This window comes from Nocardia sp. NPDC058705 (genome assembly GCF_042749305.1).
GTDB lineage: Bacteria > Actinomycetota > Actinomycetes > Mycobacteriales > Mycobacteriaceae > Nocardia.
This window is the reverse complement of the sequence record NZ_JBHYRN010000027.1, coordinates 14,470-31,976: the sequence shown is the minus strand read 5'-3', so window position 1 is coordinate 31,976 and position 17,507 is coordinate 14,470. Positions and strand designations below refer to the sequence as shown.

The 17,507-nt window shown below is 67.0% G+C and carries 15 protein-coding genes; 10 read left to right on the top strand and 5 right to left on the bottom strand.

Translation table 11 applies throughout. The features are described from left to right. Positions 1-24: 24 nt before the first annotated feature. Positions 25-1,515: a glycerol kinase GlpK gene (gene glpK, locus ACFW6D_RS25575; RefSeq protein ID WP_379332121.1), complete on the bottom strand. Its 1,491-nt coding sequence runs from the start codon at positions 1,513-1,515 to the stop codon at positions 25-27. Positions 1,516-1,585: 70 nt separating this feature from the next. Further along, on the bottom strand, positions 1,586-2,338 hold the full coding sequence (locus ACFW6D_RS25570) for an IclR family transcriptional regulator (RefSeq protein WP_379332119.1): 753 nt from the start codon (positions 2,336-2,338) through the stop codon (positions 1,586-1,588). Between the two features lie 134 nt (positions 2,339-2,472). Between ACFW6D_RS25570 and glpK (ACFW6D_RS25565) the strand changes: the two genes are divergently transcribed. From glpK (ACFW6D_RS25565) to ACFW6D_RS25555, 3 genes are all read left to right on the top strand, one after another. Continuing rightward, positions 2,473-3,975: a glycerol kinase GlpK gene (gene glpK / locus ACFW6D_RS25565; protein WP_379332117.1), complete on the top strand. Its 1,503-nt coding sequence runs from the start codon at positions 2,473-2,475 to the stop codon at positions 3,973-3,975. Between the two features lie 77 nt (positions 3,976-4,052). Further along, positions 4,053-5,687, top strand: coding sequence for a glycerol-3-phosphate dehydrogenase (gene glpD, locus ACFW6D_RS25560; RefSeq protein ID WP_379332223.1), 1,635 nt, complete (start codon positions 4,053-4,055; stop codon positions 5,685-5,687). 257 nt (positions 5,688-5,944) lie between these two features. Beyond that, a complete protein-coding gene (locus ACFW6D_RS25555) occupies positions 5,945-6,694 on the top strand; it encodes an SDR family oxidoreductase (protein WP_379332115.1) in 750 nt (249 codons plus the stop codon). A 49-nt stretch (positions 6,695-6,743) separates the two neighbouring features. On the opposite strand, the gene ACFW6D_RS25550 is transcribed toward ACFW6D_RS25555, so the two are convergent. Continuing rightward, a complete protein-coding gene (locus ACFW6D_RS25550) occupies positions 6,744-8,369 on the bottom strand; it encodes a purine-cytosine permease family protein (protein WP_379332113.1) in 1,626 nt (541 codons plus the stop codon). Between the two features lie 232 nt (positions 8,370-8,601). Next, on the bottom strand, positions 8,602-9,456 hold the full coding sequence (locus ACFW6D_RS25545; protein WP_379332111.1) for an alpha/beta fold hydrolase: 855 nt from the start codon (positions 9,454-9,456) through the stop codon (positions 8,602-8,604). A gap of 68 nt (positions 9,457-9,524) precedes the next feature. Between ACFW6D_RS25545 and ACFW6D_RS25540 the strand changes: the two genes are divergently transcribed. The 4 genes from ACFW6D_RS25540 (at position 9,525) to ACFW6D_RS25525 (ending at position 13,370) form a co-directional block, all read left to right on the top strand. After that, the gene (locus ACFW6D_RS25540) at positions 9,525-10,304 is read left to right on the top strand and encodes an exodeoxyribonuclease III (protein WP_379332109.1); all 780 of its coding nucleotides are present in this window, start codon (positions 9,525-9,527) and stop codon (positions 10,302-10,304) included. Further along, positions 10,301-10,792 carry a ribonuclease domain-containing protein gene (locus ACFW6D_RS25535; protein WP_379332107.1) on the top strand — a complete coding sequence of 164 codons (492 nt, stop codon included), beginning with the start codon at positions 10,301-10,303 and terminating at the stop codon, positions 10,790-10,792. Before ACFW6D_RS25540 ends, ACFW6D_RS25535 begins: the two co-directional genes overlap by 4 nt. After that, positions 10,792-11,271, top strand: a complete 480-nt coding sequence (locus ACFW6D_RS25530; protein ID WP_379332106.1) for a barstar family protein — start codon at positions 10,792-10,794, stop codon at positions 11,269-11,271. Before ACFW6D_RS25535 ends, ACFW6D_RS25530 begins: the two co-directional genes overlap by 1 nt. 236 nt (positions 11,272-11,507) lie before the next feature. Beyond that, positions 11,508-13,370, top strand: a complete 1,863-nt coding sequence (locus ACFW6D_RS25525; protein ID WP_379332104.1) for a VWA domain-containing protein — start codon at positions 11,508-11,510, stop codon at positions 13,368-13,370. Between the two features lie 244 nt (positions 13,371-13,614). Here ACFW6D_RS25525 and ACFW6D_RS25520 read toward each other — a convergent pair whose 3' ends face one another. After that, positions 13,615-14,253, bottom strand: coding sequence for a TetR/AcrR family transcriptional regulator (locus tag ACFW6D_RS25520; RefSeq protein WP_379332102.1), 639 nt, complete (start codon positions 14,251-14,253; stop codon positions 13,615-13,617). Between the two features lie 103 nt (positions 14,254-14,356). Here ACFW6D_RS25520 and ACFW6D_RS25515 point away from each other — a divergent pair, with 103 nt between their 5' ends. The 3 genes from ACFW6D_RS25515 to yhjD are packed head-to-tail and all read left to right on the top strand — an operon-like array spanning position 14,357 to position 17,416. Next, positions 14,357-15,298 carry an oxygenase MpaB family protein gene (locus ACFW6D_RS25515; RefSeq protein WP_379332100.1) on the top strand — a complete coding sequence of 314 codons (942 nt, stop codon included), beginning with the start codon at positions 14,357-14,359 and terminating at the stop codon, positions 15,296-15,298. A 22-nt stretch (positions 15,299-15,320) separates the two neighbouring features. Continuing rightward, positions 15,321-16,352 (top strand): tryptophan--tRNA ligase, encoded by a 1,032-nt coding sequence (gene trpS, locus ACFW6D_RS25510; RefSeq protein ID WP_379332097.1) that lies wholly within the window; start codon positions 15,321-15,323, stop codon positions 16,350-16,352. A gap of 41 nt (positions 16,353-16,393) precedes the next feature. After that, positions 16,394-17,416 carry an inner membrane protein YhjD gene (gene yhjD / locus ACFW6D_RS25505; protein ID WP_379332095.1) on the top strand — a complete coding sequence of 341 codons (1,023 nt, stop codon included), beginning with the start codon at positions 16,394-16,396 and terminating at the stop codon, positions 17,414-17,416. Positions 17,417-17,507 lie beyond the last annotated feature (91 nt).

Sequence of the window (17,507 nt, the reverse complement as noted above, 5' to 3'; positions counted from 1 at the left end):
ACATATCCCGCCACCTCGGCGGTTCTAGTTGGCCGGGCGGGCCCAGCCGGTGCTGAGTTGGACGGCTCGTTGCCAGCGTTCGTATTCTTCTTCGCGGATGGCGCGGTCGGGGGCGGGGTTCCATTGGGCGGCTACTCGCCAATTGCGGCGTAGGCCTTGGAGGTCGGGCCAGTAGCCGACGGACAGGCCTGCCGCGTAGGCGGCGCCGAGGGAGACTGTTTCGGTGACCAGGGGGCGCAGGACGGGGGTGTCGAGGACGTCGGCGATCATTTGCATGAGCAGGTTGTTGGCGGCCATTCCGCCTGCTACACGCAGGGATTGGGCTTTGAGGCCCGCGTCGGCGTTCATCGCTTCGACCACATCGCGGGTTTGCCAGGCGGTGGCTTCCAGGACGGCGCGGGCCAGGTGGCCCTTGGTGACGTAGGACGTGAGGCCGATGAGCAGGCCGCGGGCGTCGCTGCGCCAGTGGGGGGCGTAGAGGCCGGAGAAGGCAGGGACGAGGTAGCAGCCGCCGTTGTCGTCGACTGTGCTTGCGAGAGTTTCGATTTCGGGGGCGGTGGCGATCAGGCCGACGATGTCGCGCAGCCACTGGACCAGCGAGCCGGTGACCGCGATGGGCCCTTCGAGCGCGTAGACCGGTTCGGGGCCGACCTGGTAGCCGATGGTGGTGAGCAGGCCGTGTTCGGAACGGATCAGTTCGGTGCCGGTGTTCATCATGAGGAAGCCGCCGGTGCCGTAGGTGCATTCGGTTTCCCCTGGGGCGAAACAGGTTTGGCCGAACAGCGCGGCGTGCTGGTCGCCTAGGGCGGCGCCGATCCGTACGCCGGGCACGACGGTGCGGGCGGTGCCGAAATCGCCGGTCGAGGGTTCGATGCGGGGGAGCATGGCGCGGGGAATGTCGAAGAACCGCAACAGTTCTTCGTCCCACTGCCGGGTGGACAGGTTCATCAGCAGGGTGCGGCCCGCGTTGGTCACATCGGTGACGTGCTCGCCGGTGAGGTTCCAGATGAGCCAGGATTCCATGGTGCCGAACACGACGTCGCCACGTTCGGCTTTGTCGCGCAGCCCGTCGACATTGTCGAGCAACCAGCGCAGGCGGGGTGCGGCGAAGTAGGTGGCCAGCGGTAGGCCGCTGAGTTCCGGAACACGGTGGGCACCAGGTTGTTTGCGCAGAGTTTCGACGAGAGCTTCGGTCCGCACGTCCTGCCAGACGATCGCCAACCGCACCGGTAACCCGGTGTTGCGATCCCATACCACCGTGGTCTCGCGCTGATTGGCGATCCCGAGCGCGGCCACCTGGTCGACGGTGATCCCGGCATCGCGCAGCGCCGCGGGCACGATCCGCTCGACGGTGCGCCAGATCTCGAGCGCGTCCTGCTCCACCCACCCCGACCTGGGGTAATGCTGACGGTGCGTCCGCTGCGCCATGCCTGCCAGCCGGGCGTGCTGGTCGAAGACGATGCAGCGGGTCGAGGTGGTGCCCTGATCGATGGCGAGCACATAGCGTTGTGTCATCGGCGCTCGCTCTCGTAGGTGCGCGTCGGGTCGGTGACCGCGCCGATCGCGGGATCGGCGGAGAAGGTATTCATTGCGTCACGCTGAGGTCGCGATGAATGGCTGCCGCGGCAGCGAGCACCTGGTCGACCAAGGCGGCCCGGATATGTAACCGGTTGTCGCACAGTCGATCCGTCGGACCGGAGATGCCGAGCGACGCGACCACCAGACCACCTCTGGCCCGGATCGGCGCGGCGACTCCCGCTTCGTCGGGGTGGAGTTCCCCTACTTCGTCGGCCCAGCCGGTCCGTCGCACCTCGGCGACCCTCCGGTCGAGCTCGGCCGGATCGTCGATCGTGCGCCGGGTGAAGCGTTCCAGCGCACCGGGTTTCGCCGCCACGTCGTAGGCGAGCAGTACTCGGCCCAGCGCGGTGGCATGAGCGGGTACCACTTCGCCTACCGTCAACTCCTGCTCGGTGTTGTCGGGCCGGAAAACGTGGTGGATCACGGTGATTCGACCCTCGCGCGCCACGGCGATGCGGACCGATTCCCCGGATCGGGAGGCGAGCGCGTCGGCGCGGTGGATCGCCCGCGAACGCAACTCGTTCACATCGAGCCGATCGGTACCGAGTTCACCGATCGCGGGGCCGAGCAGATACTTTCCGGTCTTCTCGTCCTGAGCGACGAACCCGACCCCGAGCAATGTCCGCAGAATGCCGTGCGTGGTCGGTTTGGCCAGGTCGAGCGCGGTCGCGATCTCGCCGACGCTCAGCGGACCCGGCCCGCGCGCGAGCAGGCGCAGCACCGCGGCAGCGCGTTCGATCGACTGGATCGGCCCAGGCATGGCCCCGAACCTACCACCGTTCAGCATTGTCGAACGGTGCCTGTGGTGCGGGTGGCCGCGTGTTCCTAGCGTGGATTTCGGGCCGAGATGCCCGACAGACGGACTCAATGGTGAGGTCCGGGAAGGACGAGCGGATGAACCGGTATGTGGGCGCGATCGACCAGGGCACGACCTCGACGCGATTCATGGTTTTCGATCACGATGGCACCGTGGTGGCCCGCCATCAGCTCGAACATTCCCAGATCATGCCGCGCCCCGGCTGGGTCGAACACAATCCGGACGAGATCTGGGAACGTACCCGCACCGTCGTCAAGACAGCCCTGTCGCTCGCCGATCTCACCGCCGACGACCTCGCCGCCATCGGCGTCACCAACCAGCGCGAGACCACCGTGGTCTGGAACCGGCGCACCGGCCGCCCGTACGGCAACGCTATCGTCTGGCAGGACACCCGCACCGACCGCATCATCGCCGACCTCGACGCCGCCGGGCACAGCGCGCTCATCCGCGAGAAGACCGGCCTGCCGCCCGCGCCGTACTTCTCCGGCGGCAAGCTGAAGTGGATCCTGGACAACATCGCGGGCGTGCGCGCCGACGCCGAGCGCGGCGACGCCCTGTTCGGCACCATGGACAGCTGGCTGATCTGGAACCTGACCGGCGGCGTGCACGTCACCGACCCCACCAATGCCTCGCGCACCATGCTGATGGACCTCGAAACCCTCGACTGGGACGACGAACTCCTGGCCATCTTCGGTATCCCGCGCGCCATGCTGCCCAGGATCGCACCGTCGTCGAACCCGGAACTGTTCGGGACGACCAAGCCCGACGGACCGTTCAAGGGCTCGGTGCCCATCGCGGGCGTACTCGGTGATCAACAGGCCGCAGGTGTCGGGCAGGTGTGTTTTCAGCCCGGCGAAGCCAAGAACACTTACGGCACAGGCAATTTCCTGATGCTCAATACCGGCACCGAGATCGTTCGCTCGAACCACGGGCTGATCACCACCGTCGCCTACCAGTTCGGCGACGACAAGCCCGCGTACGCGCTGGAGGGCTCGATCGCGGTCACCGGCTCGGCGGTGCAGTGGTTGCGCGACCAGATGGGCATCATCGCCGGGGCCGCGCAGATCGAGGACCTCGCGAGTCAGGTGGCCGATTCCGGCGGCGTGTACTTCGTGCCCGCGTTCTCCGGTCTGTTCGCGCCGTACTGGCGACCCGATGCGCGCGGTGCGGTCGTCGGCCTGTCGCGCTACAGCAACAACGCCCACTTGGCCAGGGCCACACTGGAATCCATCGCCTACCAGACCCGCGACGTCGTCGAGGCCATGCAGCGCGACGCCGGTGTGCGACTGGCGACGCTGCGGGTGGACGGCGGCGTCACCGTGAACCAGCTGGCCATGCAGATCCAGGCCGACCTGCTCGGCGTCCCGGTCTCCCGGCCGGTCGTCGCCGAAACGACCGCGCTCGGCGCCGCCTACGCCGCCGGGCTGGCCGTCGGCTTCTGGGCAGGCACCGACGAACTGCTCGACAACTGGTCCGAGGACGTCCGCTGGTATCCGAGCTGGTCCGACGAGCAACGCGAACACGGCTACCGCCGTTGGCTCAAGGCCGTCGAGCGAACGCTCGGCTGGGCCGAAATCTGAGTTACCCCGATACTTTCGAGAAGGAGATCATCGTGTCTGTGCAACTGGACCCCACCTACCGCGCGAAGGCCATCGGCATGCTCGATGCCGCCGAGGTCGATGTACTGGTCATCGGCGGTGGCGTGACCGGCGCCGGTGCCGCGCTCGACGCCGCCTCGCGTGGCCTGTCCGTAACCCTCGTCGAGGCAAGGGATTTCGCGGCTGGCACCTCGAGCCGTTCGTCCAAGCTCATCCACGGCGGCCTGCGCTACCTGGAGCAGATGGACTTCGCGTTGGTTCGCGAAGCTCTGAAAGAGCGTGGGCTGCTACTGAATACGCTCGCACCGCACCTGGTGCACCCGGTGCCGTTCCTGTTCCCGCTGCAGCACCGGGTGTGGGAGCGTGCCTACATCGGCGCGGGCATCGCCCTCTACGACACCCTCGGTGGAGCGCGCACCGTCCCGATGCACAAGCACCTGTCGCGTTCGGGCGCACTGGAACTCGCGCCCGCACTGCGTGACGATGCGATGACCGGCGCCATCCGCTACTACGACGCGCAGGTCGACGACGCCCGCCACACGATGATGATCGCCCGCACCGCCGCCGAGCGCGGCGCGACGGTGCTGACCCGCACCAAGGTGATCGGCCTGGAGCGCGACGGCGAGAAAGTCGTCGGTGCCCGCGTCGTGGACATGGAAACCGGTCTGGCACACACCATTCGGGCTCGCACGGTGATCAGCGCGACCGGCGTGTGGACCGACGACATGATCAAGATGACCGGTGTGGAGTTCCCGTTCCACGTCCAGATGTCGAAGGGCGTGCACATCCTCGTGCCGCGCGACCGGCTGAACATGCACACCGGCATGATCATGCGCACCGAGAAGTCGGTCCTGTTCGTGATCCCGTGGGCCGAACACTGGATCATCGGCACCACCGACACCGAATGGTCGCTGGACAAGAACCACCCCACGGCCACCGCCGCCGACGTGCAGTACATCCTCGACCACGTCAATTCGCTGCTGCGCAAGCCGCTGACCAGGGCTGACATCGTCGGCACCTACGCCGGCCTTCGTCCGCTGATGACCGGTGCGACGAAGGAGACCTCGAAGCTCTCGCGCGAACACGCGGTCGCCGAACCCGCGCCCGGCCTGTTCGTGATCGCGGGCGGCAAGTACACCACCTACCGGGTGATGGCTGCCGATGTCGTCGACGCCGCCGCCGCGCGCCTGGGTGGGGAGGTGCCCGCGTCGTCGACCGCGCAGCTGCCCATCGTCGGCGCGGCAGGCTACTTCGACATGCTCGCCGAGGTGAACACCATGGCAGTGACGCAGCGACTGCCCGTCGACGTGGTCGAGCACCTGCTCGGCCGCTACGGCTCGCTGAGCACCGATATCTTCGGCCTCATCGCCGACGACCCCGCACTGCGCCACTCGATTCCGGGGGCTTCGGACTACATCGCCGCCGAGATCGTCTACGCCGTCACCCACGAGGGCGCCCTGCACCTCGACGACATCCTCACCCGCCGCACCCGCATCTCCATCGAGGTCCCCGACCGCGGCCTCGCCGCCGCCCCCGAGATCGCCCGTCTGATCGCACCCCTGCTCGGCTGGACCGAGGAGACCGCCAACACCGAGATCAACCGCTACTACGACCGCGTCCACGCCGAACTCGCGGCCAACGAGGCGGGCAGTGACGCCGCGGCCAACGCGGCCAGGTTGGTCGCGGCCCGCTGAGCAGCGTGGGCGACGGAGTCACCCGTCGGCGAACGGCCGTCGGCATCACCACCGACGAAAGTGGCTGTCGGCGCCACCCACCGACGGACCGGGTGCTGCCGACGGCCCGCTGACCTGTGCCGAACAGCTCGGTCGGGGGGCTGTGCCGACGCGGGGACAGCGGCGCAAGTCGCCGATCATGGAGCGCGGCGGCCGCGCGGTGGTTAGCGTGAGGGCATGGAATCGCGAATCACCCCCCGACGAATTACGGCGCAGTCGTGAGCCGAGGCACCATTCTGATCACCGGCGCCAGCTCCGGGCTCGGGGCCGAGATGGCTCGCCAGTTCGCCGCGCTCGGGTACGACCTCGGCCTGTGTGCTCGGCGCACAGAGCGGCTCGACGAACTGCGCGCCGAGATCCTGGCCGCACACCCCGACCGCATCGTTTCGGTGAAGCAACTCGATGTCACCGACGACGCCGCGGTGTTCACCGTCTTCGACGAGTTCGCCGAAGAACTCGGCACCATCGACCGGGTGATCATCAACGCCGGTCTCGGTAAGGGCGCACCGCTGGGGACCGGACTGCACAAGGCCAATCGTGAGACCGCGATGGTGAATTTCATTGCCGCCCTTGCCCAGAGCGAGGCGGCGTTGAAGATCTTCCGTGCGCAGGGCCGCGGTCACCTGGTGATGATCTCGTCTTTGTCCGCCGTGCGCGGCATGCCCAAGCAACTCACCACCTACGCGGCCACCAAGACGGGCGTCGCGGCGCTGGCCGAAGGTGTTCGCATGGAGGCGATTCCGGGCGTCGATGTGTCGGTGATCTATCCCGGCTACATCCGCTCGGAGATGAACGACCAGGTCAAGCATCCGCCGAAGTTCATGGTGGACACCGAAACCGGTGTGCGCGCCATGGTCGCCGCGATCGAGAAGCGTCGCGCGAAGGCGTACGTTCCCGCCTGGCCGTGGGTCCCGCTGGGCTATGCGCTGCGCGCGCTGCCGACCCCGATCGTCCGAAAACTGCTCTGAACGCAGCGAAGGCCGTGCGGCACGAACCGCACGGCCTTCGCTGTAGTTGTCAGTCCTGCGGGGGCAGCAGGTGCTTGCCGTGCTTGTCCGTGGACAGCGCCAGCGAGCTGATGTACTGGATCTCGCCCTCGGGACCGGGCACCGCCGAGGCGATCATGTCCGGTCGCTCGAATTCCATGCCGGTGACGTGGCAGGGGAGCAGGTCGCCCGCGGGGTTGCCGTGCTTGTCGAACATCGGCACGTCGATGCCGTCGTCGGTGCGCCGCAGGTAGTACTTGCCCTTGGTGGCGATCGCGGTGAGCGGGGTGGCGACGAAGGCCACCAGCACCGCGACCACCGGCGAGTACGGCTTCAGCAGCTCACCGAAGAGGCCGAAGAAGGTCATGATCGACAGCACCGAGGACAGCCCGAAGCCGACCAGGCCGACCGGGTTGAAGTCGTAGAGCATGCCGCGACGGAACTCCGGGACCTTCGGCGAGATCTTGAGCAGGTACTTGTTCACCGCGATGTCGGTGGCCACGGTGACGATCCAGGCGATGCCGCAGTTGGCGTAGAAGCCCAGGATGCTGTTGAGGAAGTCGAACATGTTCGCTTCCATCAGGATCAGCGCCACCACCAGGTTCACCACCAGGAAGACCAGGCGACCCGGGTAGGTCTTGGTGACGCGGGTGTAGGAGTTGGTCCAGGCCAGCGAGCCGGAGTAGGCGTTGGTCACGTTGATCTTGACCTGGCTGATGACCACCAGCACCACCGCGAGGGTCATGGCAAGCCAGCCCGGCACCATGTCCTTGTAGATCTCCAGGAACTGGTGCACCGGCTGGTTCGCGATGCCTTGGGCCGCAGGCAGATTCGCGATCAGGTACACCGCGAGGAACAGGCCCACGACCTGCTTGGCCGCACCGAACAGCACCCAGCCGGGACCCGCAAGGAGCATCCAGCCCCACCACTTGGCCCGGTTCTCCGGCGTGCGCGGCGGCATGAAGCGCAGGTAGTCGATCTGCTCGGCGATCTGGGCGATCAGCGACAGGCACACACCGGCGGCCAGCAGCGCACCGGACACGCTCACACCCTGGCCGTCCTTACCGCCGTAGGCGAAGAACGAACCGACCGAATCGGGGTGGTTGAGCAGTAGGAACCCGAACGGCGCCACCATCAGCAGCAGCCACAGGGGAGTGGTCCACACCTGCAGTTTCGCCAGGGTGTTCATCCCGAAGATGACCAGCGGGAAGATGATCACCGTGGACAGCAAATAGCCCATCCACAAGGGGATTCCGAGGCCCAACAACAGGCCCTGCGCCATGATCGAACCTTCGAGCGCGAAGAAGATAAAGGTGAACGACGCGAACACGATATTGGTGATCACCGAGCCGTAGTAGCCGAAACCGCTACCGCGCGTGATCAGGTCGAGATCGATGTTGTAGCGCGCCGCGTAATAGGCCAGCGGAAAACCGGTGAGCATCACGACCACGGCGAAGATACCGATGCCGATCAGGGCGTTTCCGGTGCCGTGGGCGATGCCGATATTCGCGCCGATCGCGAAATCGGCCAGGTAGGCGATGCCGCCGAGGGCGGAAATGCCGACGACCGCGGGGCTCCATTTGCGGTAGCTCCGCGGGGCGAAACGCAGCGTGTAGTCCTCGAGTGTTTCTTTGGCGGCAGTATCTGCTCCGGCCATTTCCCTCTCTCCCTCATCCGCTGCCGCTCGAAATCGGCGACTCACAGACGGTGGTGCATAGATGTAGACACGAATTTTCCGATCCGTTACGCCGCTGTTACGTAGGTCCGAGGGTGACCGGGGTCACCGGCGAGAGCGGGCCCGCGCGGATGAGCGCGGAAAAACCGCCGAGCCTGGATGCGGCTCGGCGGTGAAGGTGCAGGCCGCGAACAGTGTTGTCGCGGCCGGGTTTTCACACCGCGCGCAGGTGTCCGCGGCTGGCGTAGATGTGCTCGGCGATCAGCGTGGCGATGCGGTCCGGTGCCTCCAGCATCGGCACATGGCCCACCCCGTGCACCACGATTCGATCCGCCGACTCGGGCAGTTCGCGCAGGTAGCGGGTGGCGTACACGCGGTTGGGGATGATCCGGTCGTACTCGGCGAGCAGCATCCGGACAGGGGTGCTCAGTTCGCCCAGATCGTCCATGCCAGGAGCCCGCAGGCTGCCCAGGATCAGCGGGATGATCGCCTCGCAATGGAGGACCGCGGTGAGCATGGCCGCGAGGTCGCGCCGGGCGACCGCGCCGGTGTGCTTCGAGACCAGCATCGCGGCCACCTGCTGCACGAGCCCGTTGTTGACCGCCGCATCGCCCAGTCGCTTGCCGATTTCGATGAACGGGATCAGCGAGGCGAACTTGATGCCGATCCTGACCTGACTCAACGACGGCGACGCCCATCCGCCGGCCGCCGCGATGGTGGTGAGCGTGCGGGCCCGGCCGCGACGCGCCAACTCGAGCCCCACCCAGCCGCCGAGCGAATTGCCCGCGATGTGGCAGGTGCGCCAGCCGAGTTCGTCGAGCTGGTCTTCGATCTGATCTGCCAGCGCGTACACGTCAAGGGCCCAGCCCTCGACCTTCGGGCCACCCCAGTGCCCGGCGAACGCGGGCGCGTACACCTCGCAATGCGCCGACATCCGCTGCGCGACCTGCTCCCAGCAGTGCGGCGAGAGCAGGAACCCGTGCAACAGCAGGACCGGGTCGCCGGACCCGATGTGCAGCGCAGCGACCGGCGCGGGGCGGGCGGTGGACTTGGCGGTGCGTGACGTCATCGTCAATCACCCCTTCCTGGACGGCAGTGTCCGGGGGAGCATCCCTACCAGCATTGTACGGTCGTACAGTGCCGATAATCCTCTCAACTGTGAACGTTAACGGGGTCCGTGCCGCTTCGACCAAGGGCATGCTGGCCTGGTTGGCGGCGACCGAAGCCGACATCGTCTGCCTACAGGAGACCCGAGCGACCGACGCGCAGACCGCGACCGCGCTGGCCCCCGCACTCGACGCGGGTTGGGTACTTTCACATGCCGAGCCCGAATCCAAGGGCCGCGCCGGCGTGGGCATTCTGTCGCGGCGCGCACCCGATGCCGTGCGCATCGGGTTCGGCAGCACCGAGTTCGCGCAGTCGGGCCGCTATATCGAGGCCGATTTCGGCGACGTCACCGCGGCCAGCGTCTACGTGCACTCGGGCGAGGAGAACACCCCCAAGCAGGACGAGAAGTACCGCTTCATGGCCGAGCTCGGCGCCTACCTGAAGGCGCGCACCGGCGAGTTCGTCGTCAGCGGCGACTGGAACATCGCCCCCGCCGAAGTCGACCTGAAGAACTGGAAGGGCAACCAGAAATCAGCGGGCTTCCTGCCCGAGGAACGCGCCTGGATCGCCGAGCTCCTGGCAGCGGGCTACGTCGACGTGGTGCGCGCCCTGCACCCCGACGTCGCGGGCCCCTACAGCTGGTGGTCCTACCGCGGCCGCGCCTTCGACAACGACTCCGGGTGGAGAATCGATTATCAGTTGGCTCTCGGCGAACTGACCTCGCGCGCCAAACAGGCCGTCGTCGAACGCGCTGACGCCTACGACCAGCGGTGGTCCGACCACGCGCCCGTTACTGTCCAGTATCGATGAAACTCTCACGTAAGACTCTCAGCCTGCTCGGTGGACTCGTTCTCGTGTTGGCGGCCATCGGCCTCACCCTGTTCGGCGGTCGCGGTACCGACAGCACCACGACGACCACCACGAAGGCGGTTGCCGGGGTTACCACGACTGTCGGTGCGCCGAAACCTGGTCCGCCTGCCGGTAATTCGTCGGCCTCGCCTGTTACCAAAACCGCGGGTGTACCCGACCGCGCCTATGCCACCCTCGTCGAGATCGATGCGGGTCGCTGGCCCGGTTCGGCCAACGCGCAGGGCACCAAGGGTGGCGAGCAGTTCATGAATCGCGGAACCAAACTGCCGCCCAAGGATTCGGCGGGCAACCCGGTGAAGTACCAGGAGTGGGATGTGAATCCCAAGCAGCGCAACCGTGGTCGTGACGCCGAGCGCATCGTCACCGGCAGCGACGGCTCCGCCTGGTACACCGGCGACCACTACGAAACCTTCACAAGGATGCGCTGATGACTTCACCGATGACGTTGTCGCAGTTCCTCGCTCGTCCCAACACTGAGGCGCCCGCCGCGACCACCGCGCCGGTGCTCGGCGCGTTGCCGGTGGATGCCAATCAGTTCAGCGGCGTCCGCTACGACGCACCCGCCGACTACCGGGTGCGTGAGCTGCGCGGCGCCAAGATGCGCACCGTGGCGGAGTTGTTCGACGAGTTCGCCGCGGCCTTCCAGTTCCCGTACTACTTCGGCGCCAACAAGGACGCCTTCGACGAATGCCTGCGCGACCTGGACGATTTCGTCGGCGACGCCCCCGGTTACGTCGCCGTGGTGCGGACCGCCGCCGACCTGCTCGCCGCCGACCCCACCGAACGCGCCTGGTTCGACGAGGCCATGCGCGACTGCGCCGCCTATTGGACCCGTCGCGATGTGGCGTTCCGCGTTGTCCTGCAAGGTGATCCGGAGACCTTCGGCGCGGTCGCACTGTCGGCCTGAATCCCCTTGCCGGGTACGTCGGTGTCGCTGCCGTCCCCGTTCGTGGCGTGGGCGCCACCGGAATTGACGGCTGCCGCGGCGAGATCTGTCGGCCTACTGTCTTCACCGCGCGGCTACCGAAGCCGACCCGTCTGACTGGATGACCGCGCATCCGTAATGTCCCCTATGTGAGGTTCGTGCGGCTAGGGTCGATTGCTGGTGCGTCGAAATCCGGCGGATCGGGTAGGAGCTGTGCGTTGCGTTTCGCGAAGTTGATCGGTCTGCTGACGGCTGGCGCGATGGGACTTGTACCGCTAGCTGTTCCGGCGTTCGCGGCGCCGACGGAATCCCAGTACGCACCGACCATGCTGGTGCTCGACGCCTCCGGTTCGATGCTGGCCACCGAGCCCGGCGGCGGCACCAAAATGGACGCGGCGAAGACCGCGGTGCGTAGTTTCGTGGCGACCGCGCCCACCGCGGCGAAGGTCGGACTGTCGGTGTACGGCACCGGGACCGGATCCACCGACGCGGAAAAGGCCGCCGGTTGTCGCGATGTCTCGGTGCTCCAACCGGCCGACACCATCGACAAACCCGCGCTCACCACGGCCGTCGACAACATCGAGCCCAGCGGTTTCACCCCGATCGGCACCGCGCTGCGCACCGCCGCGAGCGCCCTGCCGACCGAGGGCCCGCGCTCGATCGTGTTGGTCTCCGACGGCCTCGACACCTGCGCGCCACCCGATCCGTGCGAAGTCGCGCGCGAACTCAGCAGCCAGGGCGCCGATATCGTCATGCACGCCATCGGTTTCGGCGTCGACGATGCCTCCCGCGCCCAGCTCACCTGCATCGCGGAAACCACCGGCGGCACCTACACCGACGCCGCCGACGGCAAAGCCCTCGAACAGGTGCTGCCCCGCGTGAGCACCGCGGCGCTGCGCGAATACGCGTCGGCGGGCACGCCCGTCGAAGGTTCCGACGGCTACCAGAACGCACCGGCGGTCGTGCCGGGTCAGTATCTCGACACCATCGGCCACAAGAAGCCGCGCTACTACGCCGTCGACATCCCGGAAGGGGCCACCGCCTACTTCAGCGGCACGGTGTCCTTCCCGCTCACCGAAGACGATCCGGAGCGCGCGAACAACAGCTTGTACCTGCGGGTATTCGGCGCGGAAGGTACCGACTGCCACGCCTTCGAGCACGAGAACGCCGTGCGATCCAACGACGGGGTCGCACTCACGGTCAGCTCGACCTGGACCGGCGCGACCGTGCCGAAAGACGGCACCGTGCGCACCGACAAGTGCAAGGGCGGCGGCCGGTACTACTTCACCGTGGAATGGGCCGGGGTCGCCGACAGCGCACCGGCGACGGTGCCGCTGGAACTGAACGTCACCGTCGAACCGGGCGTCACCGACGCGGGCCCGGCGGCCGAACCGGCGCTGGTTCGGTTCACCGCGCCGACCACGCCGGTGGAACCGGTGACCGGCGGCGGCTCGTTCAATGTGGCAACCCCGCTCGACGGGTCCGGCGTCTACAGCGACACCTTGCAGCGCGGCGAATTCGTGTTCTACAAGGTGAAACTCGACTGGGGTCAGGGCCTGGCCTATCGGGTGCGTTTCCTCGAGACGCCGGGTCGCGGCCTCGACAACGTCTCGCCCGTCACCAGCACGCTGTACACCCCGTACCGCAAGGAGGTCGACTACGACTTCTCCTCCTACAACGGTTCGCCGGACACCGTGCCGAGCAACAAGGACGCCCTGGCCACCCCCGAGGTCCGCTACAGCAACCGCGATGCCTCGGAGAGGGAAGTGTCGGAGAACGCCCTTGCCGGTTGGTATTACATCGCCGTGCAGGCGGCGCCGACTGTGCAGGAGCGCGGTGCCGTGCGTCCTGTGCCCATCGAGCTGGATCTTTCGGTGACCGGCACACCGGAGCCGGGGCCCACATATCGGATGGAATCCACCGGCGACAGTTCGGCCCCGGACGTGCCGGACACCGCGCAGGCCGCCGATGACGACAACTCCACGGCACTGCTCGGAATCGGCATCGCCGTTGCCGCGTTCGCGCTCGTCCTCGGCGGCGTCGTCGCGTTCCTCCTGCTGCGTAAGCGCGCTCGCCGATAGCGGGACCGCTGACACGGCCTGATCGGGCCCGACAAAGCCCGCGCCGACTGTGCCTGCTCGGCCAGCTGATCGTGTCTGCTCGGCTAGCTGACCGTGCGTGCTCAGCTAGCCGACCGTGCCTGCTCGGCTAGTGATCGCGCAAGTCGTCGGTCGGCGGTCGCGGGTACCTCGACCGGTTCGGCGGAGATGCTCTCGGTCATCGACAGCTACGGCGAACTGCGACTCCACGTGCCCATAGCGAGCCTCAGCGGTAGCGATCGGCCAGGTCGTCGCCGAGTAGTACGAAGACCTCGGTGATCTGGTCGACCAATTCCTCGCGCGTGAGCGGGAGATCGCCTGCCAGCCAGACCGTCAGAGTTTGGACGAGGCCGCCGATCAGGTAGAGGGCCCGGAAGTCGACGACGGCTTCCGGGGCCGTCGCACCGTAGAAACCGGTGCCTTCGGCGGCGACCAGCCGGGCGAACCCGCTGACCGTGCGGGCGGTGCGGGCCCGCAGTTCCGGTGTCGCCACGCTCGCGACCAGGGCCGCGCGAGCTTTGCGCGGGTCGTCGGTGAGTACCGCGATGCCCGCGCGGATCGCGGCGTGCGCCTGCCCGCGGCTGTCCTTGACCGCCGCGGCGAGGGCAAGGCCGATGGCCGCGGCCAATTCCTCGGCGATCCGATCGAGGAGTGCTTCGAGGACCGCGTCCCGGTTCGGGAAACTCTCGTAGTAGTAGCGCTCGTTGAGGCCCGCGCGGGCGCACAGTCCGGCGACGGTGAGCTTGGCCTGTCCGTCCTCGGCCACGATGTCGAGGGCCGCGTCGAGCAGCGCGGTACGCCGCTGGGTCTGGCGCTGCTCGGCCGAAACGCCACCGTATGTCCGCTGTGCTGCCACGGCTCCCATTGTGCGTGCCTTCGTCCGCCGACGGTGTTCTGGTAGAAACTCTTGCCAGAATTGCAATTCTGGAGGATTCTATTGCCAGATGCACTCGACGAGGAGACGCAGCATGGCTACGCGGCAGGCAACACCCGGATATTTCGCCGACGATTCGATGATCCGGCGGGTGATGAGCAAGCGCGCGGTCGGCCTGACCTACGGCCTGCGAGCCCTGGTGATCGGCGCGGTGCACCCGCTGCTGTTCGTCGGCACCAGCGAGCACACCGCACACCGGACGACCCCCTACACCCGGCTCGCCGTCACCGGCGCCCTGTTCGAGGCGGTGTTCCTCGGCAGCAAATCCGAGGCCGACCGGGCCCTCGCCTTCACCCGGCGCAAGCACGAACGCGTGGTCGGTACCCTGCCCGAAGACGCGGGCACCCACCCGGCGGGCACTGCCTACTCGGCGCACGACCCGCACCTGATGTTCATGACCATGGCCTTCACCTTCGACTCGGCCGAGGTCATGCACGACCGCCTCGTGCGCGAACTCACCGCCACCGAGCGCGAAGACCTCTACCAGGACTACGTCCGCTGGGGCGAGCTGTTCGGCATGCCGCGCGACGCCGCGCCCGCCGACTACCCGGCCTTCCGCCGCTACTTCGACAGCTACCTGAACTCGACCGAACTGTTCCTCACCGACGAGGCGCAGCTGGTCGGTTCCTATCTCGCGGGCCATCGCAAGGCGTACCGACTGCGCCCGCCCGTCGAACAGGCCGGTTCCGCGCTGTATCTGCTGGTCCAGGGCAGTCTGCCGCCGCGAATCCGGCAGATGTACGGCATCGAGTGGGGAATCTCCGACGAACTGGCCCACCGCGCGCTGTGCCGCAGCATCCGCACCGCCCACCTCGCCCCGCCGCTGGCGCCCCGGATCCTGGCGGGCACCCTCGCGGGGCCGAGCACTCCCTCCTATCAGCTGCTGGCCCGTCGCGAACAGCACATGATCCGAACCGGGCATCCGAGCATGCCCGGTGTCGATCCGCTCAACTGGGTGCAGCGAAATTCCGCTTGATGGGCATGGAAAGATTCGGGGTATGTCCAGTCCTGCCCCGGCCGCGACGGCCGAACGCAAGCAGCGGGTGCTGTCGGGCATCCAGCCCACCAGCGACTCCTTCCACCTCGGCAACTACCTGGGTGCGCTGCAGTACTGGGTGACGATGCAGGACGAGTACGACGCGCTGTACTTCATCCCGGATATGCACGCGATCACCGTCAGCCAGGATCCCAAGGCGCTGCGCGCGCGCACCAAGTCCGCCGCCGCCCAGCTGCTCGCCCTCGGCATCGACCCCGCGAAGTCCACCCTGTTCGTGCAGAGTCAGGTGCCCGAGCACGCGGAGCTGTCGTGGGTGTTGAGCTGTATCACCGGTTTCGGTGAGGCGAGCCGGATGACCCAGTTCAAGGACAAGTCCGTCAAGCAGGGCGCCGACAACGCCACCGTCGGCCTGTTCACCTACCCCGTGCTGATGGCCGCCGACATCCTGCTCTACCGCCCGCACCAGGTACCGGTCGGCGAGGACCAGCGCCAGCACCTCGAGCTCACCCGAAACCTGGCCCAGCGCTTCAACACTCGCTACAAGAAGACCTTCGTCGTGCCGGAGCCGCACATCGTCAAGGGCACCGCCAAGATCTTCGACCTGCAGGATCCGACCGCGAAGATGAGCAAATCGGCCTCCAGCGACGGCGGCCTGATCAACCTTCTCGACGACCCGAAGGTCACCGCGAAGAAGGTGCGCTCGGCGGTCACCGACACCGAGCGCGAAATTCGCTACGACCCCGAGAACAAAGCGGGCGTGAGCAACCTGCTGGTGATCCTGAGTTCGCTCACCGCCACCCCGATCGTGGACCTCGAACAGAATTTCGCCGGCAAGGGTTACGGTGATCTCAAGGCCGAGGTGGCCGACGCGCTCGTCGAATTCGTCACGCCCGTGCAGAAGAAGGTCAAGGACTACCTGTCGGATCAGGCAGAACTGGACCGGATTCTGGCCGCGGGCGCCGAGCGGGCGCGGGAGATCGCAGGCAACACACTTGCTCAGGTGTACGACCGGGTTGGCTTCCTCGCTCGCTGACCCGTTGCGCACCTGAGGTTTTCGCTGAAGGGGCGCGTGTCATGCAGTTGATCGACAACATCTCGGCAGCTGTCGAGAAGCAGATCGGGCAAAGGCCCTGGCTGGATCACCTGGTCAGGGCCGGTGGTCGATTTCAGAGTCAGCGCGGTGACTTCTATGCCGCGGGCATCACGTATTTCACTGTGCTGTCGCTGTTTCCGCTGCTGATGGTGGCGTTCTCGGTGGCCGGTTTCATCCTGGCAGGCCACCCGGAACTGCTGAACGAGCTGCAGGCCAAGGTCATCGAGAACATTCCCGGTTCCTTCGGCACCCAGATCAACGAACTCATCGACCAGGCACTGAAGTCGCGCGGCACGGTCGGCGTCATCGGCCTGCTGGTCGGCTTCTACACCGGGCTCGGTTGGATCGCGAACCTGCGAGCCGCGCTCACCGAACAGTGGGCCAGTCAAAGCCCCGAAAAGCCTTGGTGGCAGGCAAAATTGTCGGATCTGGGTGCGCTGCTCGGCCTCGGTCTTGCCTTTGTGGTGTCGCTCGGGTTGTCGGCGGTCGCCGCGAGTGGGCTGGGTAAGCGGGTGCTCGAACTGCTCGGCACCGATCATCTGCCAGGGGCCTCGCTGGTGCTGCGACTGGTGTCGATCGCGCTCGGATTTCTCGCCTCGTGGGCGGTGTTCGCGTGGATGATCGCCCGCTTACCGCGCGAACCGGTGTCGCTGCGCAGTGCGGCGCGCGCGGCGGTGCTCGGGGCGGTGGCCTTCGAGATCTTCAAGATCATCGGTGCGATCTACCTGCGGACGGTGCTGTCGAGTCCCGCGGGCGCGACCTTCGGGTCGATCATCGGCCTGATGGTGTTCAGCTACATGACCTACCGCATCCTGCTGTTCGCGACGGCGTGGGCGGCGACCTCCTCGGACAACGAACGAGCCGCCACTGTCGCGCCGCCGAATCCGGTGGTCATCCGGCCACGGGTGGTCGAGCACGGGGTGTCGACGGGTGCGGGCGCCGCCTACTTCGGCGCGGGCGTGGTCGCGGCCATCGCCTTGATACTGGTCGGCAAACGCCGCTAGCGCGCCGCTGACCCACCTGGACGATTGATCACCAGGCTTTCAGGGGTTTTCGCTCTCGCAGGCGATGTCACCACCATCGCCTGGTGATCAA